Here is a 24141-nt window from a genome sequence, read left to right as displayed (position 1 = left end):
AGGTTGAATGATTAAACACTCAACATACTGTTTAATGTTTCTGACACATTCTTCGATTTCACAACAGGTTTAAGTGCTTCAAGTTTTGCTTTGACTTCACTACGCTGCGGTTCTGCCAAAGTGTACCAACGGGACAAAATTTGCAGTAACCGTGAACCGACAATTGGATTCTTCTCATCGAGGAATTTTGCCAATTCAACAATGTGCTGCACACCAAAGCTCCATGTATTAACAGGATTGCTATTTAAACCGCCTGTAACCGCACGAATACGGTTCGGTACTTTCAAGTCATAGTCAGGATGAGCAGTAAGTGCTTTGATGGTTTCCGCAGTTGCTTTCGGATGAGCCGCTTGCAACATAAACCATTGGTCCATCGACAAAGCTTCATTTTTAAAGCGTGTATAGAAGGTTTCTAAAGCTTGCTGTGCTTGTGGTGCATCATTCCAAACCAATACTTTTAAAGCACCAAGGCGTTCAGACATATTTTGCGTGGTTTTAAACTGTTCAAAGGCTAAATCAAATACTGACTTATCCCCCTGACGCGCCATCATATTCAAAGCGATATTTTTCAGCGCGCGCACACCCATTGCCTGACTGAACTCTGCAGGCGCTTCTAATGTTTGATAAATATTTTTCCAGAAACCGGTAAATGACAATGCAACAGCGGTAAGTAAAGCATTGCGCTTTTCTTGGATCATGGCTGGATTGTAGTTCTCATCAATACGGCTGCCCAAATAGCCCTCAGCCGGAACATCCAGCAAGCGTGAAGCCAATAACGGATCTTTGCAGACCAATTGAGGCAGCAGCTTAGGCGAACTGATCGCATCTAAATAAATTTGCGCATCATGATCTTTCAACAGAATGTTTTCGACCAGGCTCTGCGCCGCCTGCCATTGGTTAAAGCCATTGGTTTCATACTGCAGAAGGAATGCAAGCTCTTCATCTGAATAGTTAAATTCAAGATTAACAGGTGCAGAGAAGTTACGTAGTAAAGAAACAACAGGCTGAGTTTTTACACCGCTAAATGTAATGGTTGCAGTATCGGTATCAAATAAATACACGCCATCTTTGATACCATTTTCAACCAATGCATCTGAGCTGAGAACTAACTGTTCGCCACTTGTCACATCAAACAATGCCAAAGCCACAGGAATTGGCACTGCTTTTAAATTTGGATATTTCGGATGCGCTTTTAAGCTTTGTTTCAAACTTAAAGTATAGGTTTGATTTGCAGCATCGTACTCACCTTTTGCTTCAAGTTTTGGTGTGCCCGGTTGGTTATACCAAATCAAGAAACTCGATAAATCTACACCTGAACCTGCTGTCAGTGCTGCTACCCAATCTTCAACAGTCACGGCTTGACCATCGTGGCGTTTGAAATATTCGTCAGTACCTGCACGGAATTTTTCTTTGCCCAGGAGTGTTGCCATCATGCGGTTAATTTCCGCACCTTTTTCGTACACTGTTGCTGTATAGAAGTTATTAATTTCAACAAAATGATCTGGACGCGGTGGATGTGAAAGCGGGCCTGAATCTTCTGGGAACTGATGTGCTTTTAATACTGCAACATCATCGATTCGTTGTACCGCAGCAGATTGTAAATCTTCTGAGAACGACTGATCACGGAATACCGTCAAACCTTCTTTTAAACAAAGTTGGAACCAATCACGACAGGTAATACGATTACCTGTCCAGTTATGGAAGTATTCATGTGCAATCACAGACTGAACGCGCATGATCGCAGCATCAGTGGTGTATTCTTCATCAGCAAGCACACAAGAGGTGTTGAAAATATTCAAACCTTTGTTTTCCATTGCACCCATATTAAATGCACTGGTTGCCACGATCATATAATTGTCTAAATCATAAGGACGACCATAATGTTCTTCGTCCCAACGCATCGAGTGCTTTAAAGCTTCCATCGCAATATGACATTTTGGAATGTCTTTTTCTTCTGCATAGATTTCTAAAGCAACATTACGACCTTCAGACGTCACATAAGAGTCTTTGAGTACTGCCAAATCACCAATCACACAAGCAAATAGATACGATGGTTTTTTGGTTGGATCTTGCCAAACGGTATAATGACGACCTTCCCCGGTTTCACCCGCTTCAATCAAATTACCATTGGCAAGTAATACAGGGAATTTTTTATCCGCTTCAACACGTGTAGTAAATACCGATAGCACATCAGGACGGTCAGGATAATAGGTAATTTTACGGAAGCCTTCAGGCTCGTTTTGAGTGACGAATAAATCGCCTGCCGCTTGGTATAAGCCTTCGAGCTGAGTATTGCTTTCAGGATGAATCACAACTTCGGTTTCAATGACAACTTGGTCAGGCGCATTTGAAATCACCAGTTGTTCTGCATCGACCACATAGGCATCTGCTGGCAAAACTTGACCATTTAAGCGAATTGATTTGAGTTCCAAATCACGACCCAATAACACCAAATCCCCAGCAGTTTGACGCTGCATCACTAATTTTGCATTTACATTGGTATGCTTATCAAAGACTTGAATATCAAGATCGATACTATCTACGACAAATGATGGTTTTTGATAATCTTTTAAATAAACAGTTTGGTCTGCTTCGACCACTGGATTTGCCGCAATATTCATATCTCGTCCTATTCCTTAGTTATTGCTTCATCAGCTTTTTGAACACATTGTGAATGACTTGATCATACGACAAGATGTACAAGCTGTCTTCGCATTTACAATGATTTATATATGGGCTCAGCGCATGTTGTTTTCAATCATCTTTATAGAATAATTTAAAGGCTGGCACATATTTTCGCCATGTTTAAGCAAAATAAATGCCTGAGTTGAGTACAGCTATAACAATGTGCAAATTTTTTATCTACCTAAAATAAATAAAGCGCCTATATACTAGAAAGAGAAAGTACCGGTGCTTAATCCATCTGTACGTTCAAATTATTGCGCTCAAACTTTCCTGCTTAAGACTTAGAGGATTATTGATTTGCGAAAATTAAATCGAGTGCACTGTCGTAGTCTGCTGCAAAGTAAAATTGAAATGCCGTGACTTTTGAGGTGAGGAATTGCTGAATTTCTTCCGTCGCACCCGCCACATAAATTTTAGATACTTGATGTTGCTGCGCCAGGCCAAGTAACTCGATCGTCTTTTCCAGTGTTTGATCATGCCCAATAATCAGCGCACCAACCGTACCCTGTGACTGCTTATATAATTGCATACGGGTGATATTGCTGTTTTTAAGTGCGTCTGACATATTTATTCCATACAAAGAAAGGATAAAAAAAGATCAAAACCTTTAGAAATCCAGCTGAATCATGCTGTGTATCAAGTTCAGTAGATTCCGCTTGGTTTCAATCCTAGAAGCCTAGATCATTAAAAATTATAAGCTCAATATATACAAATATACTTTTCAAATCCAATCGCTTAGGTGATTCCTTCCAAAAAGCACCTTAGTACGTAATTCATATCAATCTTCTAATTTGTATTTGATTGCATACTTCTGTTTAAACGATGCACCAAGATGTTTCTTTTTCAACAGTTTAAGCATTTTGAGAATTCATTAGACATAGCCATACGCATCAATATTATTTTGTTACTTTTAAATTAATAATTTATTTTCAATATCTTAGTAAATAATTATAAAGTATATCTGCTTTAAAATCTCTACTCAAAACATTTGAGCATGCGTTTTGCATCTACTTAATTGCCAAAAGCAAAATATTCAGGCTAAAACAAAAAGAGGTGCATTATGTTTATTAAAGAACACATCATCCGTATTGAAAATATGAAGACACTGCAAGCACTTGATGCTGCAAATATCGACCATCAGGTGATTGCAATGTTTATGACCTGCGAAGGGATTCCACTCAAAGCCTTTGAGGTCAGTTCATTACTTAATTCATATAGTGCATTAGGCACTAAAAAAGTCGCGTCTAAAAAAGTGCAAGCTTTAATACAAGCCAAACAACTTGGAGAGGAGGACGAATCGATCCCATGCCCAGCCGCCTATTAATAATCCATTCTAACTAAAAGCTGCATCATCACTATGCAGCTTTTTTTATTTGTCGACTTCTCGCCTGAGCTGCTGCAACTGAAATTGCAAACCCGTCTTTAAACAGAGATGTGTATAATCAATTTAACCTTTCAAGAAACGCTGGCAACATGTTCAATATTCTACGCAAACAAATGGATGAAAGTACGCAATGCCCGTTGTGTCGTGCATCTATGTATTGGGTAGATGCTGAAAAATTAGATGAGCAAGAATTTAATTTTTATCAGTGTAGCCACTGTCATCATCAAATATTTCCAGAACAGCAATACAACTGTCATTGTGAAAACTGTCAGGCTGCGCGAAAAAAACTACTGAAAGAAACCCGTTTACAAGAACAGCGTAAACTCAAAAATAAAGATATCGTTGAACGTGAATTAAGTGAACTGAGTTTTTTACAGAAACTCTTTTTGCTGGCTTTATTGGATAATCACGTCCAAGAACATACGGCGCATCAAGAATTTATCGACTGGGACGCTATTAAGTATCATAACATCAGCCCGAATTATTTCTTCCAACAATCACTCAAAAAGCATCTCGTGCATGAGCAAATTTTGATTGTGAAAGATGATGCACTACAAGCTGAACAGTATTATATCAATGTCCGTCTGGATGGCTATTCGGAGCCCAGTCTTTTTAGCGTAGCGCAGCAACTCCGTCATTGGTTTTATGAAAATTTAGCCTTGGGTGTTCCCTTTAAAAGTGCTGACGAAGTGAAAGAGTGCTTGTATCTCCTACTTTTCCAAGAAATTGTGCAATTCATGCAGTTTTACTGTAAGACATGGGGTATTCAAATTGCAGGGAATAAAAGCTTTCAGGTGTTCTGTTATCGCTTACTCGACCATTTAGCGGTTGGGCAGATTTATTATATGATTCAGTCAGCACTCGAATACCTACATAAACAGAAAGCCCTGCAAGTACGTAATGAAAATTTCATTAATACCAATCTGTTAAAAAAGACCTTACAGCAATATCGTGAACGTGGCTTAAAGGAAAGATGGGAAACCTTTACCCTCCCTCGTCCGCCACAATTACCGTTTAGTAAAATGAGTGAAATTTTGCTCTTTAACTTTTTAGGACTCGATGAAAGTATCTTTGTGCAACCGATACACCATGCTTGGAAAAAAATCGAACCTCGATTAAATTTTTATTCCACAAAGCGCTGCATGTACTGTGGTTCACAAGAGCTCTCTGTCGATTATGATGCCGCAGATTATGTGACCCTGTTCTGCCGTAATTGTAAACATCAAGACCATTACTTCACCCGCTAAGGGAGAAAACGATGAATCAATCTGAAAATTTTGAAACGACCATGAACAGTGAATTAACTGACTTAAATAGCCCTCTTTTGCAAAGCGTTATCAATGCGTGGATTGAACTTCAATCCAAACAACCCTTGGTGCATATCATCACCAATGCAGTCGCGAGCAATTACGTCGCCAATGTCCTTTTGGCTGCGGGTGCTTCTCCTGCAATGATTGACAATCCCTTTGAAGCCGAAAGCTTTGCCTCAATTGCCAGTGCCTTGAATATCAATTTAGGCACGCCAACGTCTGAACAAATGCAGGCCATGCAAATTGCTGCACAAACAGCACAAAATTTAAATAAACCTTGGGTGCTTGACCCTGTCGGTTATGGCCCCGTTTTGCCGTGGCGATCTGAAATGGTTGACCAATTACTCCAGTACAAGCCAAGCATAATCCGTGGCAATGCATCAGAAATCAGTGGTCTTGCAGGGAATCAAGGTGAATCACGCGGTGTCGATAGCACGCTAAATAGTGCCGAGATTTATTTAAATGCCGTACCCTTATTAGAACACTGTGAATGTGTGGCAATTTCAGGCGAATCAGATTTCATCTTGTCGAAAGAAATGAATGCGGTGATACAAATTAATGGTGGATCTTACTTACAACCCAAAGTAACGGCTTCTGGCTGCGCTTTAGGTGCGTTAACAGCAGCGTATTGCGCCGTGAGTGAAACACTAACTGCCGGTACAGTCGCAGCGCATTTGCACTTTGCGATTGCGGGTCAAAAAGCCTATGAAATTAGCTCAAGTGTCGGCAGTTTTAATGTTGCTTTTTTAGATGAAATTTATAATCTCAATGAAGATGATTTCAATCAACTTGCCAACATGCAAATTTATTCACTATAAAGCTATGATACCTTGAGAAAACAAAAACAGCTTGAGTATAGGACTCAAGCTGTTCAGGGATTCATACTGTTTTGTACTAATTAATATGCGAAAAAATTTACTGTGCCGTACTGTCACTTGCAGCATTGGCATCAAACATTTCTGAATCTTCGATCGTTTCTGTTGGATTACTCAAAATCATGTCGAGGTCATAGTCCCCCGCATAAACAATATTTTTGATTTTTGAACAGTCGCCATCACTCATTTCATAATTTAAGACTTTGGCTTCATCACCAATTTTAAACTCAGCACGAACGACGTTTTTATTTTCATCAAAACTCAGTTTAGGCTGAACACCTTTTTTCGAATCTTGCTGCGGATCTTGGCTATCCGTGAAAATATCAAAATCCACATTACACGCTTGTTGCGACTGCTTACAGTTAATTTCTGCTTGCATACGTTCCGCTAACGATGGCTCAAAATAGGCAGTAAGTTGATCTTTACTCAAAGCATGCAATTTCAACTCTTGATCATAAATTTGTTTGACCAGTTTTTCGGGGGCAACACATTTCTGCGATTGCTCCTGTACTTTTTGCTCTGCTGGCTGACAAGCCGTTAAAAAGATTGCCGCGCCGAAACCGAATAATCGATATATCGTCATTTGTCGCATAACACATCCATGTCCGTCATTAAACTGCCCGCCCAACTGCCAGATTCATACTTGCTTCAAAAATAGTTGAAACATTTAATTTACAAATACACATTAACCCCATGCCATCAAAATAATCTGGCACGTGCTGCATAAAAAATTGAACATGTTCATCAGATTTTTTCCGTAGCCGAACCAATTGCTCAGGCGTCACCTTCGGTAAATCACAACGATGAACAAAAATATCCTCAGCCCGATGCTGCACATCATGCTGACGGATTTTATAACTATTTAAAACATCCATATACTCTGTGGGCATCGGGACACCATGTCTTGGATAAAACTTAACAGAGCGCGAGGCAAATAATGTATATACCTTTGGTTGTGCCAATGTAGCCACAAACCACATTGGAATCGCTGGAAAACGAATCTGATACTGCATTGCCACTTTAATCGCCGAGTTTAAGGTCAGGTTTTTCCGACGATAATCAACCAATACCCCTGCCCGTGAATTAAAAATAAAAATCGGCCGATTGTTATGCATAATTTTTAATATACGCACAATGTTTTGCCCAATCAGTTTTTCCTGTTCAAAATACTGAATGATTGGTAAGGCAACAATATCGGGGTCATGCATGTATTGATAGAGTTGCTCAATCCTAGAAGTTGGAAAAATACATTGATCAAACTCCCAGAGCCGTTGAAACAACTCATGTTTTTCTTCAGTCGTGAGTTTACTAAAATCAATGATATTCTCAGTGATCGCCATACCAACACCCATTTTCTTAATGGATTAACTTTGATGTTTTTTCAAAGTCCCTAGTTATAAAGTTTTCCGAAGCGGTATTTAAATGAAATAAAATTATTCATAGATCATCAATGATGATTAAAACCCCAAGTTAAAAATGAATCGCTATTTACCCTCATGCTTTTTTAAAATCAACCCTATCAATATTTTTTACTTTTGAACCGCTTTAACCCTCTAAAAGCTCAAAAGTTGCAGCGTTTTTTGACTGTTACATCATGTAAATATAATACGTTTTAACATCGTGAATTACAGCCCCCTTGGATAGGATTTCTTATACTTTCTAGTCATACAAAAAAGACAGCTTCGAAAAGCTGTCTTTGAGTTATTTTAAAATTTAAGCATTAAGCTTGGTAATAGATATCAACCGTTTTAATGCGGTTTTCATCCATTGCCGTAACTTTAAATTGGATGCCTTTAAAATCAACCACAGTCCCGACTTCTACATTGCCGTGGGTCTGATCTAAAATAAGACCTGAAACACTGATATAACCATCATCTTCTTCGATCAAATCCAGCATTTCCAATTCAAGTTCTAACTGATACAGATCGAGCATGCCTGAAGCTTTCCAATGTTCATCATCGATTTTAATCAAATCAAGTTGTTCATCTGCATCAGGGAATTCACCAGCAATCGCTTCAAACACATCGAGTGGTGAAATCAAACCTTGTACCGCACCAAATTCATCCGTAACCAGTACCAAAGAGCCTTTAGAGGTACGCAAGGTATTAATCGCATCAATCACCTTCATCTTTTGGAAAATAAAGATTGGACGATGACGTTTAATCAATGCTTTTAGATCATCTTCACTGTCTAGAACATCAATAAGTTCTTTCGCGCGGACAATACTAATCACTTTATCCAAGCTACCACGACACACAGGGAATAAACTGTGCGGCACTGAAAGGACTTGCTCACGAATTTGTTCAGGTGTGTCATTTAAATCCACCCAAGAAATTTGATTACGGGGAGTCATGATCGACGCAACTGAACGCTCTGCAAGCGTCAACACCCCCCCAATCATGTAACGCTCTTCGTCTGCAAAGGTTTCTTGCGCCTGATTACCGACTTGATCAGCTTCTAAGCGCCCACCCATCAGTTTTAAAATACTGTCTGCAGTACGATGGCGTAATGGAATTTTCGCTTCGTGTTTTTGAGCATTGCGTTGACTAAACTGGTTAAAGGCTTCGATGACAATCGCAACACCAATACCTGAGTAGATATAGCCTTTCGGAATATGGAAACCAAAACCTTCTGCTATCAAACTAATACCGATCAGTAATAAGAAGCTTAAACATAGGATCACGACGGTCGGATGTCGGTTTACAAAAGCCGTTAGCGGTTTAGATGCAAGTAACATCACTGCCATTGCCACAATCATTGCTGCCATCATGACATAAATGTTGTCGACCATACCGATCGCTGTAATGACAGAGTCTAAAGAGAAAACCGCATCTAAGACAACAATTTGCGCAACAACTGCTGTAAAGCTGGCATATGCCACTTTTGTTGTCACTTGAACTTCTGGTTTTCCTTCTAATTTCTCATGTAGCTCTGTGACTGCCTTATAAACTAAGAACAATCCACCGAACAATAATATGAGATCTCGACCAGAGAATGTCCAATCAAAAACGGTAATCAGGGGCTTTGTTAATGTGACCAACCAAGAGATTGCAAATAACAATCCTAATCGCATAAATAATGCGAGTGAAAGACCAAGTACGCGGGCTTTATCACGTTGTTCTGGAGGGAGTTTTTCTGCCAAAATGGCAATAAAGACTAGGTTATCAATCCCTAGTACAATTTCTAAAATAATTAATGTAAGTAAACCAACCCAGATTCCGGGATCTAACAAAAATTCCATTAGCTCTCTTCCTCATTCTGGATTGTAAGAATATCTTCAATCAGACCAACGCACGGCGACGGATCCATAAATTTAACCTGTGTAACTAGAGACCATTCCATTATGCATAATCTTGCGCATTTGTAATGTATTCAAGCATATTTTTTCGCAGCAACAATATGACAAAATGTTAAAAACGCTTAATGCGTTGCCGATTGAATGGGCTACATCAAATATAAATCTAGATCGTAATACTGACTTTTATAGATACATGCCAACGCTGTTAAAAAGATTGATTTCATCTAACTTTTTAATTAAATATTATTAAATACGTTGTATGAGATTGTATGACAAATCTAATGAATTATTTATTTCTACCTTGTATCTTAGTTTGTATAGTGATTAGCTATCACTATATGAAAATTGTAGAGCTTGTGTTCTACCTAAAACTTCTAAGTTTGTCCGAAAGAGTAAGTCTACAATTTTCCCCTAATTACTCCTTTCAACTCTGAACGGTAACTAAGCACTTTGATGCTGTATTCACAAGGTTAGATCGTGATTAGTGAGTAATTAAAACACTATATGGATTGTAGAGGTACACATGATTACATTGGGTATTGATGTCAGTAAAGCCAAAATTGATTGTTGTATTTTTCCTTCTGGTCTAACTGGAAAGAGAAAAACCAAAAGGTTTGATAATGCACAATCTGGTTTTGTTAAACTCGTAAAGTGGTTAACCGAACTAGATGTTAATTTATCAGACACTCGGGCTGTAATGGAAGCTACATCGGTATATCATGAGAATCTAGCTCATTTTTTATATGATATGGAATTAACAATATGTATCGCTAATCCTGCAAGAGTTCGAGCGTTTGCAAAAGGATTATCAATGCTAAATAAAACAGATAAAGCAGATAGCGAAGCTCTCGTCTATTATGCAAATACTGTTAAGTTAGCAACATGGCAACCTGAGAAAGAAAATGTAAGAATATTAAAAGCTTTAATAAATAGATATGCAGTTCTTGAAGAAGACTTGCAACGTGAAAAGAATCGTTTAGAAAAGGCTCAATCTACTCAAACATTTCCACAAGTATTACTCTCAATTAATATTCGTATTCAACAACTTGAACAAGAGATTATTAGATTGGATGAAATGATCTCTAGTCATGTAAATGGTGATTCAGAGCTAAAAAATGATCTTGCTTTACTAACTACTATTCCAGCAGTAGGAAGGAAAACTGGATTGCTCATGCTAGGGTTATTACGCTCTCATCACTTTGAAAAAGCAAGTCAGGTCGCAGCTTATGTTGGTCTAGTTCCTATACATTTCCAATCTGGCAGTTCGGTCAATAAACGAAGTCGTTTATCAAAAGCAGGTGATAGTAAAATACGCTCTAGCCTATTTATGCCATCTATAGTTGCACTTCAATATAATCCCCATATTAAGGCACTGTATCAGCGACTACGTGAAAAAGGAAAGCCTAAAATGCTGATTGTTGGTGCTGCAATGCGTAAGTTAGTACACCTATGCTATGGTGTATTAAAACATCAAACTGCTTATCAAATATAAGGTAAATAATTACTAAATTAGGTTGACAGCCAAGACGGTATCTTTTGGTAAAAAAATATTAATATTCAATTAAAATTAAAAACTTATTTATTTTCACTACACTATCTCTATACCTGACCTTAGTTTTAATTTCTTTTAAGCATTTAGACAGAATATCAATATAATCTATTTAGATAATCTAAAAATGAGATATCTTCTACTTTCTATTTTTTTATTGTGAACTCTTGCTATTACCCTCTATTTTTCAATAGAATGTTAAAACATTAAATAAAATTAAAACAAATATTCAGGGGACTCCTTTATGACAAAAAAGTATTCAAAATTTTTACCATCCACCGATGACTTTAGTTTAGAAAATTTTCCTTTCTACTGGGTTACTCAGGTTCATGCTCAATACGTTTTAAACGTCGACCATGCATTGAAAAAGTATGGCGTTGATAATTCACGTCGTCGTATCCTGCTCGCACTCAAGTCTAAACCTCATGCGAGTGTTTCGGATTTATCTGAAATGGTCGTATCTAAAATGTCGACCACAACCAAGATCGTTTATCGCTTAAAAGATGAAGGCTTGGTAGATACTTATTCTTGTGAAGATGATGCACGTATTACCCGGGTTGTATTAACTGATAAAGGCACTGCAATGACGCAGAAGATTAACGATCTAACGAATGTCGTTCTCGAGCAATCTTTTGAAGGCTTAACACCGCTACAAATTGAAAAAACCATGGAAAGCTTAAAGCATATCTTTAAAAACTTAGCTCGATAAGCATTTGCATCACCGAAATATCAATCGAAAAAGTTCAGTTGGGGACTGATTTTTTCGATTTTTATTTTGGGTGCGTGCGCACATTCAAACTCATCAACAGGAAAACCTTGTACAAAACTTTGGATGTTGGGTGATTTCCAACTCAGCCACTCTTCTAACCTCGCATGCGGAATTACAATCACCGAACGTTTTACATTGCCCGGCTCATGAAAATGCTTCATCATCTCATGCTGAATAGCATCCATCGTAATCATGGTACTTGAACGTACAATCTCATCACCTTGTCTACAAATGTCATATAAGGCAGCAATATAAAACGCTTCTCCATCTTTGCGCTTAACACTCCAACGCTGCGGCTTATTATCGATATACATTGACTCATAAAATTCAGACACGGGTATCACGCCAAACTTACATTTTGAAATCGCATTAATAAACGTAGGCTTTTGATACAAAGTTTCATTTCGGGCATTATAGGTTTTAAGTGCAATTGATTTGTCTTCGGCCCATTTAGGCACCATGCCAAAATTCACTTTTCGCCACTCTAGCCCTTGTTCAGACTTAAAGAGTAGCGGCAAATCATAATTTGGATAGACTTCCTCAGGATATTCAAAGCTGATTTCAGGCAAGTTTTGAGACTTTAATTGCGATAAGGTAATCGGTTTGAAATTAGCACACATATTTACCATAATCCGCAAAAATTCAATCTTTATAATAAATGAAAAATCTAGACCGAAGTCGCTTTATCGTCTTAATTCTAAGTATGTACCTGTATCCAACCGCACATGCCGCAAAAGTCTCTGTACATACCGTTTCATTTCTACCTTTTAGTCTCGACGCGCTCTATCTCAATGAATATCCATTTAAACAAGGCCTGATCAATGAAAGTGACATCCCTGCTGGCAAGTACCGTATTCAATATAAGCATTTTCGCAATCAGCAAATGATCAGTACACATCATTGGGTTACGGTCAAAAATCATCCCAATACTCAAGAACAACAATTTTCATTCGTCATCTTGCCTGATGGTGAAGTGATTGATGTCACTGACTTTAAAATTACATCTCCAGAAATGTTTCCTGATATCCGTTTTGCAAAACGTGCTCAAAATAGTTATCGCTTGATGCAAAATCTGCAAAGACAAAGAGATCAGTTTGGCGTGATTCTTCCTGACGCAGATGAAGCCCACACGACAGAATTAGAAGATCAATTTGGCTGGTTTACAGTGAACGCAGATGAAGGCCGTGTCAGGACAGATTGTACAGGCACTTTTAAGATCAATCCTCTGGATGCGCTCCCCTATTTCACCACTGCAAATTCAGCTATTCAGTTTAATGATTAACAAGGAAAATAAAAACATAATGCATATTTAGCGTTTAGTGATAACAATCCGCTTATTCCAATCGAAGATCGAACAATTCATGAGGCAACGGATTACAAAAATGGCTTGAAGTTTGATGTGTATATTAACAATATCCAAAAAATGAAAACCGAGACTATTTCTTCTAATTATTCAATCTACAATTATAAAGTGCAGGTAAAGCTGTATATAACGACCTTGCAACGTAAGCCTATGCTGTTGATGAATCAGCAAATGTACTATCAGAATAATTGTTCAAGTCAGGATATTGGCGCTTTTCTGTATTACAAAACACGTTGGAGTCGTTTTTGGGACTATATACTTCCTGATATTTCATGGAAATAAACTAGAGAAGTCCTGCTCCTGCGCAACAGAACCTGTTGTGAAATCTATTGCACAAGATAAAATAGACTTCATTTTGTGTATTTTAAGCGGGGAAAGTCTGCCAATGGGTGCGGGTAAATTCCTCAAATATCCACTCACCATTAAAACGGCCAAGGCCTGAATTACGTTCACCACCAAAGGGTGCATTAGAATGATCCGCCACACTGATGCCATTGATATGCGTCATGCCTATATCGAGTTTGGCAGCAAACTCTCCGCCGCGCGCTAAGTTTGACGTACATACCGCACTCGATAAACCAAATCGGGTTGAATTCGCCAATTCAAGTGCATGCGCTTCATCTCGCGCTTTTAATATTGGCAAGATTGGCCCAAAGCTTTCTTCTAATGCAATATCAGCGTGCGCTTCCACGTGGGTGAAAATATGCGGTGCAACCAATTGACCTTCAATACCACCTGCATAGGCTAAAATAGCATCTTGCTGAATAGCATTTTGAATAATGATTTTTAATTTATCGACCTGAGACTGGTTAATAATGGGACCAATTAAAGTTTCAGCATCGTTGGGATCACCAACTACAATGCTTTTCACTCGTTCAATCAATTTTTCAACATAAGCATCGTGCAAGGATTCATCTACAATCACCCGATTGGTACTCATGCAGATTTGCCCTTGATGCAAAAAACGACCCATCACGGTCAGTTCAACGGCTAAATCTAAATCTGCATCATCTAAAATCACCAAAGGCGCATTGCCGCCAAGTTCCAGCGCTAAACGCTTAATCCGTGAACTTGCCAAAGCTTTCACCCCCACCTGTTGACCCACTTCAGTTGAACCTGTAAATGAAATCATTTTAGGCACAGGATGCTCTACAAAATAGTCGCCAATTTCACTGCCACTGCCTGCAACGACATTTAACACGCCATGCGGCAAGCCCGCTTCTTCAAATAATTTTCCGAGCAACGTTCCACCTGTCACTGGCGTGTCACTTGCAGGCTTCAACACCACACTATTACCGCAGGCAATCGCAGTCACCACAGAACGCATCGATAAATGAAATGGAAAATTCCACGGGCTAATCACCGCAATGACACCCAAAGGTTTGCGCAATACAAAACTCTTTCGACTCGGGTCTTTACTCTCTAGCTGCGTAGTTTGCATTTTTTCAGGAAAACGCAACGATTCTTGGATAATGCCGAGCGCTGCATCAACTTCAATATTGGCTTTTAAACGTGTACTACCAGATTCATCTATCAGCCATTGAATAATTTCTTCTCTGCGCTGCTGAATGGTTTGAGTTAATTTAGTGATGACTTGCTGACGTACTTCAATGGGCTTGGTCACTTCTGATTTAAAGGCAGCTTCTGCCGCACTATAAGCACTGTCTACATCGACACTGCTGGCTGCCTGCAATTCAAAAATCTCTGCTTGGCTAAAGGGATTGATATTCTTGATGTGACGTGTTGAAGTCCCTGCTCGCCACTGCCCACCAATATATTGCAAATCTAATGCGGTATAAGCTGACATCGTTTCCATCCCATTTTTATCATTCATTCCAATGTAAAGGCTTCAGCATCGAAAAGCTATGAGAAAAACAGGATGAAGCTTATTCCATAATTTATTGTACAGCGCTATAACCTAAACAGGATGATGAATCTGCCGCATCGCTTTATAGATTCGCCAATAAATATAACAGCTAATGATGACTTCAAAACTTAGATCTTTAACTGTGGTGAGTTGCTCAAGCGCAGCCTCCTCCATGTTAACGGTCAACATGGGTAACAGCCCTTCGATGACAATGCCGATGGCAATAAAGAGGACTAAACTCTGAATCGTCACCGGCAGATACAATGCAATAAAGCGCTTTAAAAAATCTCGGCCTTGCTCGCCGCCATTGGCTTTAAATATGGCATTCACCCAGCTAATCAGCAGACCAACTTGTAAAACAAACGAAGCCCAAGCTTCTGTAGGTTTGGATTCTGGGGTTAACGTCAGTGCTAAGTAGCTAAAGAAAATCAATATTGAGCTGGCAATATAGTAGTTTTTATAATGGGTTTCAGAGACTTTATTCAGTCTTATATCATCCACCAACCGATTTACATTCCATAAATACATGGAGTTTCCTTTTCATTTTTTATGTCGACATTCTAACTTTCTCAAGCAATAAAAAAAGCCTCCGAAGAGGCTTTTTTTGATTTACAGATTAGTCACCTGTATAACCTTTTAATTTTAAACGGTAAGCATGAAGAAGCGGCTCTGTATAACCAGAAGGCTGCTCGCCACCTTTGAATACTAAGTCATAAGCAGCTTTGTATGCATAACCATCAAAGCTTGGTGCCATTGGCGTGTAAAGTGGATCGTTGGCATTTTGCTCATCCACAACTTTCGCCATGCGCTTAAATACTTCTTCAACCTGCTCAGCAGTTACGATACCGTGACGTAACCAGTTCGCAACGTGTTGAGAAGAAATACGTAAAGTTGCACGGTCTTCCATCAAACCAACATTGTTGATGTCTAGAACTTTTGAACAACCTACACCCAAATCAACCCAACGAACCACATAACCCAAGATACCTTGAAGGTTATTTTCGAGTTCTTTGGTTTTCTCTTCTTCAGACCAGTTTGTATCTGTCGCTAAAGGCGGCGTTAACAAGTCATCTAAAGATAGCGGTTGAGTATTCAACAACTCTTTTTGACGCTCAGAAACATTGCACTGATGGTAGTGAATCGCGTGAATAACAGCGCCAGATGGAGACGGAACCCATGCACAGCTTGCGCCAGCTTCTGGATGCTCAATTTTCGTTTTATACATATCAAGCAACATATCTGGTTTTGGCCACATACCTTTACCGATTTGCGCTTTACCACGTAAGCCTGCTTGTAGACCGATCATCACGTTACGGTTTTCATACGCTGGGAACCAGATTTGAGATTTCACTTCGCCTTTACGAACGAATGGGCCTGCTTCCATGAAAGTATGAATTTCATCACCCGTACGGTCCATGAAACCTGTATTAATGAAGATCGTACGATCTTTCGCTTGCGCGATACAGTTTTTCAAGTTCACAGAGGTACGACGTTCTTCGTCCATGATACCGATTTTCAAAGTCTTCGCAGGCAAACCAAGCGCTTGTTCAGCACGTTCAAATAATTCAACTGCAAATGCAACTTCTTCTGGACCGTGCATTTTTGGCTTCACGATGTACATAGAACCTTTACGAGAGTTCTTGTTTTCGTTTTCGCCTTTGATGTCTGCAAACGTCAATAACGGTGTGATCAATGCATCCATGATGCCTTCGTAGATTTCAGCACCATCTACAAGGATCGCAGGGTTTGTCATCAAATGACCTACGTTACGAAGCAACATCAATGAACGACCGTGAAGTGTAGTTTCACCACCGATTAAGTTTTTGTGCGTACGGTCTTTATTTAATGTACGAGTAACAGTTTTACCATTTTTCTCGATAGACTCAGAAAGCGTACCTTTCATTAAGCCTAACCAGTTACGGTAGCCTTCAACTTTCTCTTCAGCATCAACTGCTGCAATTGAGTCTTCCAAGTCTTGAATTGTCGTTACCGCAGCTTCAAGAACTAAGTCTTTCACGCCAGCAGCATCTGTTGAACCAATCGGGCTCGTCGCATCAACTTCAATGATTACATGTAAACCATTGTTTAAAAGTACGATTTCAGTTGGTGCAGTTTCGTCACCATTAAAACCAACAAACTGAGCTTCTTTCGCTAAAGTTGCAGTTGAACCATCTTTTAGGCTTACAACTAACTTTTTGCCATCTACCGCATATTTAGTTGCATCTGCATGCGAACCATTTGCTAGCGGGAAAGTTTCATTTAAGAAGTTTTTAGCAAATTCGATAACTTTTGCGCCACGAGCTGGGTTATAGCCCTTACCTTTTTCCGCGCCGTCTTCTTCAGAGATCACGTCAAAACCGTAAAGAGCATCGTAGAGTGAACCCCAACGTGCGTTCGCAGCGTTTAAGCAGTAACGTGCATTACGTACAGGCACTACTAATTGCGCACCAGCCAATAATGCGATTTCTTCGTCTACATTTTCTGTGCTGATTTGGAAATCTTCTACTTCTGGTAATAAGTAGCCAATTTCAGTAAGGAAAGCTTTGTAAGCTTCGAGTTCAAATTTGTTGTTGCGGTGCCATTCATCAATTTTAGCTTGAATGTCGTCACGCTTAGCCAATAGTGCTTTGTTCTTTGGGCTAAGATCGACAACGACTTGTTCAAAGTTTTTCCAGTAAGTTTCACTGTCTAAACCTGAACCCGGTAGTGCTTCATTTTCGATGAAATCGTAAAGTTCTTTAGCAATCGCTAACTTGCCTTTTTGAATACGTGCAGTCATTGTCTTTCCTGATATTGCTATTTTTTATAACAAGAGATTCTAGTATACCCATTTATACTTTGCTGAATAGTACTATCACATTCCTAAATAATGATCATTTTCTATGTAATGAAATACCCTCATCATTCAACATAATAAAGATCAGAAATACGACGTCATCATCAGCCTGAATACCTTTTTACAGTGTATAAAGTTTTTGAAATGTCGAAATTAGACTTAAGTGCAGAATTTTGTTCTAAAACTGAACAAATAGACCCAAGCGTCAAACAAACTCACTCGATTAAGCCATGAAATGCTGCCAATGTCGATGCTACAACTTCAACCAATCAGTTTAAATTTAACGCTTTTATCGATGAATTATTAAACAACCCTTCTTCTTATTAAATGATGCTTTTATCTTGAGACTTTGCTTTAATTTCTATTGTTCGTTCCACAGCGTTTCTTAATTTATACATGTTATCTAAAACTAAATATCAAAAAAAGAACGCCATCAAGACGTTCATTTCTCATTCCAACAAAAACGCTTAATTTTCTGCGGTAGATTCTGGTGCATTGATTTGACGGTGAGAGGTATGTAGATAATCATCAGATTGCATTTCCAATAAGCGCGAACGTGTACGCTCAATTTCAAATGCCAATTTTTCACCTTGATATAATTCAATAATCGTATCTTCTGAAGTAAGCAACAACTTCACCCCACGGTCATAAAATTCATCAACCAAGTAGATAAAACGACGTGTCCCTTCAGACAAATAATCGGTCATGTGCGGCACATTACTCACCAAGACTGTATTATAAATATTGGCAATTTCAATAAAGTCCGCTGGGCTACGTGGTTTTAGACAAAGCTCAGAATATTCACACCACAGCACATCTTCCGTATGACCAATGGTTTCCACAATACGCTGATTAATAATAATTGGCTCTTGTGAAACCGTTTGGGTTTGCGTTAATACTGTAAAACGCTGTGCCATCCACAACTTATGTTCATGTGTTAAAGGCGACTTAAACAACTGCGCTTGTTTCAATACACGTAAACGATAATCTACGCCTGAGTCTACGTTTAAAATCACACAGTTCTTTTTCACCATTTCAATGGTTGGAATAAAACGGTCACGATGGATCCCGTTTTTATACAAGCCATCTGGTGCAATGTTAGATGTTGCAACAAGGGTGATGCCACGTGTAAATAATTTTTGGAATAGATCGCTCAAAATCATCGCATCCGTGACATTGGATACAAAGAATTCATCAAAGCAGATCACGACCGCTTCTTTATAAATTTGGTCGGCCACAAGGTCGAGTGGATTACGCTGACCTGAAAGCTTATTTAATTCACGGTGTACGTACTGCATAAAGTGATGGAAATGCATACGAGTTTTGCGTCGAAATGGCACAGAATCATAAAACTGATCCATCAGCCACGTTTTACCACGTCCTACACCGCCCCACATATACACCCCTTTCGGTGCAGTTTGACGACGGAAACGACGAAACGCTTTTTTAGAAGCCTTAAAACGTTGGATTAATTCTTGCCAAACTCGATCCAACTCATGCACCGCTTGCGCCTGTTCCTGATCTGGTAAAAACTGACCAGATGCTAAGGCTTGAGCATAACGCTCAGCCGGTGAAATCGGAGTAAATGCGGTGTTGTGTGGTGACTGAAAATCTGACATATCATTAAATACTTTTTTGGGCTAAATGAATTATAACGAAGAATAAACTCGAAGATATAACACTTTGGCAGTAAAGCGCATTGGCTATTTATTATATTGTCTCGGACTATGCCCAAACCAACGTTTAAACGCATGATTAAACGCCGCAGGTTCTGAATAGCCGAGCAATTCTGCAATCATTTCAATTGAATATTCATTATATTCAATCATACGGAGTGCTTTATCTTTAATAATTTCTTCACGAATTTGCTTATAACTGGTATTTAACTGTTGCAGTTGATGACGCAACGTTCTTTCTGGCAAGTTCAACGCTTGAGCAGTTGCTGCCATACTTGGCATCGCACCACTTTGTAATTCCAAATAATCTTGCACACGTTGAACCAATGATGGCGCATCTTCATCGGCGCTTAAACGTTCTAACTCCGCAATACATTTCGACTCATATAATCGAAAAGTAATAATATCTGCGGAAGGGATCCGAATATCTAAAACATCTTCATCGAACCAAAATGCCGCAAATGGCGCACCAAATCGAACTTGAGAGCCATAATAATCAGTAAACATTTTTAATTTTTCAGGATCTTTGGGTTCAGCAAACGGCAAATCAATTTGAACTTGTGGTGTAGATAGACCCATCATTTTGTACAGATCACGGATGAATTTATACGTTCCTGAAATCTCTGACTGCGCCAATAATGCACCCAGTGGCGCATACACATCTTGCGGTTGGTAGCATAAAGCCACTTTATGCTGACTGATTTGCAAACTCAAACGCCCAGTTAGATGTGTCAATTGTTGAAAGCGAATTCCCTGATTTAAAGCTTGGCGTAAAGTATCACTGGTGACCAATAACATCAGCAACGGACCATAACCCGCCAACGTATAATGCTGACCAATAAATAACCCTTGCTCAGGTTCTACATCTTTACCAATGACTTTCAGTACATCCCACTCCAAACTCGGATGAATCACCGAAGTAGGATCGAGTGCATCGACACGCAGCCCAATGGTTTCCAAACGTTGATCGACATCTACGCCTGCTTTACGCATTCCTTGTACTAAATACATCAGGCTTAGAATAGATCGTTTCATAAATCGTAAAATGACATTAAATTTCTTCTTTTTTACTACAAATTTGCAATTATGAACATTGCCGTTTCGATCAATTTTTCTGTCACCTCAATCATATTGTTCTGGTTATGAACTCAAGTATGCTTAGTTTGTAATCTCGCTTGGAATTAAAAAAATGATGCAGGAAGCGCAAACAAAAACAGTGCAAACCCCAAAAGCCAATTCTGAAATACATACACAAATCGCCATCATCGGCGGTGTTTTTGGTGGTATTGCTATGGCGATCCGACTTTTACAACAAGGCAATCAAGATTTTCTGATCCTCGAAAAAGCCAATGATTTTGGTGGAACCTGGCGTGAAAACCGCTACCCTGGCGCTGCCTGCGATGTGCAATCACATATGTATTCGCTTTCTTTTGCACCCAAAACAGATTGGTCAAAACGTTATGCCGAAGCACCTGAAATATTTGATTATATCCAACACGTCACCCGTGAATATAATTTAAAACAATTCTGTCGCTTTAATAGTGAAGTGCTTTCAAGTCGATACAATGAATCAACCTGCGACTGGCATTTAGAACTCAAAGATGGTGTTAAAATTACCGCTCAATACGTGATTTTTGCATCTGGCCCGCTACATGTCCCGCAAATTCCACACATTCCGGGCATTGAAAAATTTAAGGGTAAAGTGTTTCATTCTTCGCAATGGGATCATCAATATCCATTAGAAGGTAAAAAAGTCGCATCGATTGGTACAGGCGGCAGTGCCATCCAATACATTCCAGAAATCGCACCACAAACACAGCAACTGTATGTTTTTCAGCGTACCGCGGCTTGGGTCATTCCACGAGATGAGCGTAGTTATCATGGTTTAGAAAAATCACTATTTAAAAAATATGATTGGTTTCGAAAAATTCACCGCGCTCGCCTGTATTGGACCAACGAATCACGTGTCGTACCAATTGTTAAACCAACCACCATGAAATATGCGCAAAAACTGGCAGAACTGTATATTAAATACCAAGTCAAAGATGCTGAACTTGCCAAGAAACTAACGCCAAACTACATCATGGGTTGTAAACGCATTTTAATTTCTAATAAATACTTTCCAACGTTTAATCGACCTAATGTGGAATTGGTCAGTGATGCAATACAAGAAATCACTGAAAATGCCATTATTACCAAAGATGGAAAATCCCGTGAAATCGATTGTCTGATCTATGGCACAGGCTTTATTACCGATCCAAGAATTTATTTAAAATCATTTAAATGTATTGGTGAAAATGCTCAAGAACTCAAACAAGTTTGGCAAGCTGGCGCAGAAAGTTTTTATGGCATTTGCACCAAAGGCTTTCCAAATCTATTCCAATTATTAGGCCCCAATACCGTACTTGCGCATAATTCAGTGGTATTTATGATTGAGGCACAAGTCGATTACATCTTACAAATGATGCAATTGGTTTCAAAATCTAATGTTCAAGCCATCGCTGTCAAAGATCAGGTGCAAGACCAATTTAACACGCATGTACAAGACATGCTTGATGGCACGGTATGGCAATCAGGCTGCGTAAGCTGGTATCAACAAAATGGCGGTAAAAATTTTGCACTGTGGCCAACTTATACATGGAAATATTGGCTGGCTACTCGAAAAATAAATCCAGCTGATTTTCGACTCCTAAGTAAAACAAAATCTAGTCATGCAGCTTAAGCAATAACAGGTCATAATAGGCAGGTATTCATTATCTGCCTATTTTTTATGCAATCTTTCTGGCTGATTTTCCAGCTCTTGACCTGTTTAGGGCTTGGTTTTATTCTTGCACGTCGCCTACCCACTTGGCTTGAAAAAATCGCCTTTAAACTCCTGCCGTACTTTACTTATATTTTGTTATTTGCGATTGCGATCGAATTTTCTGAAACATTACACACTATTCCAGCACCTCTGCAAATCCTCTCTTCATCAGTACTTATTGCACTATTGACCTCAATGGGTGCTTTTATTTGCTGCTATATTTTGTTTAAGCTTTTAGGCTATAAACCCAGTCATGGCAAAGTGTCCATGCAGTTAGTGACAAGCTCACTCATCAATATTAGCTATGCTTTTATTGCATTAGGTTTAGGTTATGCTTTTGCCGAAATTGCAGCACATTTTAGTCTTCAGCCACATATGAGTACTTGGGATCTACTTTTAGTCTTCATGTTTCTGATTGGGCTTGATCTCGCCTACTCACCGCTCGATCGTTCTTGGTTAAATTGGAAAATTCTACTTGTTCCACTCGGCTGTATCGTCGGTTCACTTTTGGGCGCTTTTGCTGCTGCCTATCTATTGCCACAAATCAGTTTGAAAGATTTGATTATGTTGTCACAAGGCTACGGTTTCTATTCGATGACAGGCATCGTCGTGACTGAATTAAAGAATGCGCATCTAGGCAGTATCGCGCTGATGAATGATTTATTCAGAGAAATTTTTGCGATTGTATTTATGTATATTATTGGCTGGCGCTACCCACGCTCTGCAATTTCATCTGCGGGTGCAACAGCTATGGATGTCACCCTACCCATGGTCAAACAAGCCTGTGGGAATGATTTTATTCCACATGCCATGGTCAGCGGCTTTATCCTTTCTGTACTTGCACCTATATTGGTAAGTATATTGGCGGCTATCTAACCCCCTCACCTCAATCCTCTCCCATAGGGAGAGGACTTCCTCTCTCCTTTTGGGAGAGAGTTAGAGAGAGGGTAAATATTAAAGTGTCGCCAAAATATCTTTTAAAGTCTGACGCATATTCTCCGATTTAGTAATTGGACGGCCAATCACCAAATGTGTAGAACCATCAAGCATGGCTTGTTTAGGTGTCACAATTCGTTTTTGATCATCAGCAGCAGAACCCGCAGGACGGATACCCGGTGTCACTAAAGCAAACTCTGCACCCAAAGTTTCACGTAACATTTTCGCTTCTTGCGCCGAACACACTACACCATCTAAACCACTTTCTTTCGTTAAAGTCGCAAGACGTTTCACATGTTCAAAGGGTTCAACATCTAAACCTAAATCAGCAAGATCTTCACGACCCATCGAGGTCAAAACAGTAACAGCAATCAGCTGAGTATTGTAATTGCCTGCTTTTAGGCGCTCTACACAGGTTTCCATCATTTTACGACCACCTGATGCATGAACGTTGACCATCCACACACCCATATCCGCAGCTGCACAAACTGCTTGCGCTGTGGTGTTTGGAATATCATGGAATTTTAGATCTAGAAATACTTCAAAACCTTTATCATGCAAGGCCTTAACGACACTTGGACCCTCATGGGTAAATAACTCTTTACCAACCTTAACTCGACATAATGCAGGATCTAACTGCTCTGCAATTGTAAGTGCGTCATATTGGCTTTTAGCATCTAGTGCAACGATGATACTCAAGAGACTTACCCTTCATTTTGACAAAATTAGTGCATTATAGATGTATTCAACTTGATCAGAAAGTCATAAAACTCATGTTATTTGAAATGAT

General features: G+C 39.2%; 20 protein-coding genes. 8 read left to right on the top strand and 12 right to left on the bottom strand.

All coding sequences use genetic code 11. The features are described 5' to 3' along the window. Positions 1-11: 11 nt before the first annotated feature. Positions 12-2621, bottom strand: a complete 2610-nt coding sequence (gene pepN, locus FTT72_RS04575) for an aminopeptidase N (RefSeq protein ID WP_180177939.1) — start codon at positions 2619-2621, stop codon at positions 12-14. 353 nt (positions 2622-2974) lie between these two features. Further along, a complete protein-coding gene (locus FTT72_RS04570) occupies positions 2975-3250 on the bottom strand; it encodes a hypothetical protein (protein ID WP_180026862.1) in 276 nt (91 codons plus the stop codon). Positions 3251-3745: 495 nt separating this feature from the next. Here FTT72_RS04570 and FTT72_RS04565 point away from each other — a divergent pair, with 495 nt between their 5' ends. From FTT72_RS04565 to thiM, 3 genes are all read left to right on the top strand, one after another. Continuing rightward, positions 3746-4009 (top strand): hypothetical protein, encoded by a 264-nt coding sequence (locus FTT72_RS04565; protein WP_078193641.1) that lies wholly within the window; start codon positions 3746-3748, stop codon positions 4007-4009. A 149-nt stretch (positions 4010-4158) separates the two neighbouring features. Further along, positions 4159-5316, top strand: coding sequence for a hypothetical protein (locus FTT72_RS04560; RefSeq protein WP_180177938.1), 1158 nt, complete (start codon positions 4159-4161; stop codon positions 5314-5316). Positions 5317-5327: 11 nt separating this feature from the next. Beyond that, positions 5328-6197, top strand: a complete 870-nt coding sequence (thiM, locus tag FTT72_RS04555) for a hydroxyethylthiazole kinase (protein WP_180177937.1) — start codon at positions 5328-5330, stop codon at positions 6195-6197. 97 nt (positions 6198-6294) lie between these two features. On the opposite strand, the gene FTT72_RS04550 is transcribed toward thiM, so the two are convergent. The 3 genes from FTT72_RS04550 to FTT72_RS04540 form a co-directional block, all read right to left on the bottom strand. Beyond that, a complete protein-coding gene (locus FTT72_RS04550; RefSeq protein WP_180146469.1) occupies positions 6295-6846 on the bottom strand; it encodes a hypothetical protein in 552 nt (183 codons plus the stop codon). 19 nt (positions 6847-6865) lie between these two features. Beyond that, on the bottom strand, positions 6866-7594 hold the full coding sequence (locus FTT72_RS04545) for a hypothetical protein (protein ID WP_180177936.1): 729 nt from the start codon (positions 7592-7594) through the stop codon (positions 6866-6868). A 380-nt stretch (positions 7595-7974) separates the two neighbouring features. Further along, positions 7975-9495, bottom strand: coding sequence for a transporter associated domain-containing protein (locus FTT72_RS04540; protein ID WP_078193645.1), 1521 nt, complete (start codon positions 9493-9495; stop codon positions 7975-7977). 580 nt (positions 9496-10075) lie between these two features. Here FTT72_RS04540 and FTT72_RS04535 point away from each other — a divergent pair. Both FTT72_RS04535 and FTT72_RS04530 read left to right on the top strand, forming a co-directional pair. After that, complete coding sequence (locus tag FTT72_RS04535; RefSeq protein WP_180059010.1) at positions 10076-11044, top strand: IS110 family transposase; 969 nt, start codon at positions 10076-10078, stop codon at positions 11042-11044. Positions 11045-11345: 301 nt separating this feature from the next. After that, on the top strand, positions 11346-11810 hold the full coding sequence (locus FTT72_RS04530) for a MarR family winged helix-turn-helix transcriptional regulator (RefSeq protein WP_180003047.1): 465 nt from the start codon (positions 11346-11348) through the stop codon (positions 11808-11810). Positions 11811-11830: 20 nt separating this feature from the next. Here the strand turns inward: FTT72_RS04530 and FTT72_RS04525 are convergent, their stop codons facing one another. After that, entirely contained in the window at positions 11831-12490 is a 660-nt protein-coding gene (locus FTT72_RS04525) for an SOS response-associated peptidase family protein (protein WP_180003049.1), read from the bottom strand. Between the two features lie 38 nt (positions 12491-12528). Between FTT72_RS04525 and FTT72_RS04520 the strand changes: the two genes are divergently transcribed. Next, positions 12529-13152, top strand: coding sequence for a hypothetical protein (locus tag FTT72_RS04520; protein ID WP_180177935.1), 624 nt, complete (start codon positions 12529-12531; stop codon positions 13150-13152). Between the two features lie 445 nt (positions 13153-13597). Here the strand turns inward: FTT72_RS04520 and FTT72_RS04515 are convergent, their stop codons facing one another. The 5 genes from FTT72_RS04515 to FTT72_RS04495 all read right to left on the bottom strand — a co-directional run bounded on the left by FTT72_RS04515 (position 13598) and on the right by FTT72_RS04495 (position 20647). After that, positions 13598-15040: an aldehyde dehydrogenase family protein gene (locus tag FTT72_RS04515; protein WP_180177934.1), complete on the bottom strand. Its 1443-nt coding sequence runs from the start codon at positions 15038-15040 to the stop codon at positions 13598-13600. Between the two features lie 111 nt (positions 15041-15151). Continuing rightward, positions 15152-15628 (bottom strand): hypothetical protein, encoded by a 477-nt coding sequence (locus FTT72_RS04510; RefSeq protein WP_180022538.1) that lies wholly within the window; start codon positions 15626-15628, stop codon positions 15152-15154. A gap of 88 nt (positions 15629-15716) precedes the next feature. Next, the gene (locus FTT72_RS04505) at positions 15717-17879 is read right to left on the bottom strand and encodes a malate synthase G (RefSeq protein WP_180160047.1); all 2163 of its coding nucleotides are present in this window, start codon (positions 17877-17879) and stop codon (positions 15717-15719) included. 524 nt (positions 17880-18403) lie between these two features. Next, a complete protein-coding gene (zapE, locus tag FTT72_RS04500; protein WP_180177933.1) occupies positions 18404-19555 on the bottom strand; it encodes a cell division protein ZapE in 1152 nt (383 codons plus the stop codon). Positions 19556-19639: 84 nt separating this feature from the next. After that, positions 19640-20647, bottom strand: coding sequence for an AraC family transcriptional regulator (locus FTT72_RS04495; protein WP_180177932.1), 1008 nt, complete (start codon positions 20645-20647; stop codon positions 19640-19642). Between the two features lie 157 nt (positions 20648-20804). On the opposite strand from FTT72_RS04495, the gene FTT72_RS04490 reads away from it, so the two are divergent. Next, on the top strand, positions 20805-22334 hold the full coding sequence (locus FTT72_RS04490; RefSeq protein ID WP_180177972.1) for an NAD(P)/FAD-dependent oxidoreductase: 1530 nt from the start codon (positions 20805-20807) through the stop codon (positions 22332-22334). A 48-nt stretch (positions 22335-22382) separates the two neighbouring features. Beyond that, on the top strand, positions 22383-23291 hold the full coding sequence (locus FTT72_RS04485) for a lysine exporter LysO family protein (RefSeq protein ID WP_180059033.1): 909 nt from the start codon (positions 22383-22385) through the stop codon (positions 23289-23291). Between the two features lie 78 nt (positions 23292-23369). Here the strand turns inward: FTT72_RS04485 and pyrF are convergent, their stop codons facing one another. Next, a complete protein-coding gene (gene pyrF, locus FTT72_RS04480) occupies positions 23370-24050 on the bottom strand; it encodes an orotidine-5'-phosphate decarboxylase (RefSeq protein ID WP_180010309.1) in 681 nt (226 codons plus the stop codon). Between the last annotated feature and the right edge of the window lie 91 nt (positions 24051-24141).

Origin of the sequence: Acinetobacter sp. YH01005 (assembly GCF_013420465.1) — a bacterium.
In the GTDB taxonomy this organism is placed as follows: domain Bacteria; phylum Pseudomonadota; class Gammaproteobacteria; order Pseudomonadales; family Moraxellaceae; genus Acinetobacter; species Acinetobacter amyesii.
The sequence above is the reverse complement of the archived record's forward strand: the minus strand, read 5'-3'. Positions and strand labels throughout refer to the sequence as shown.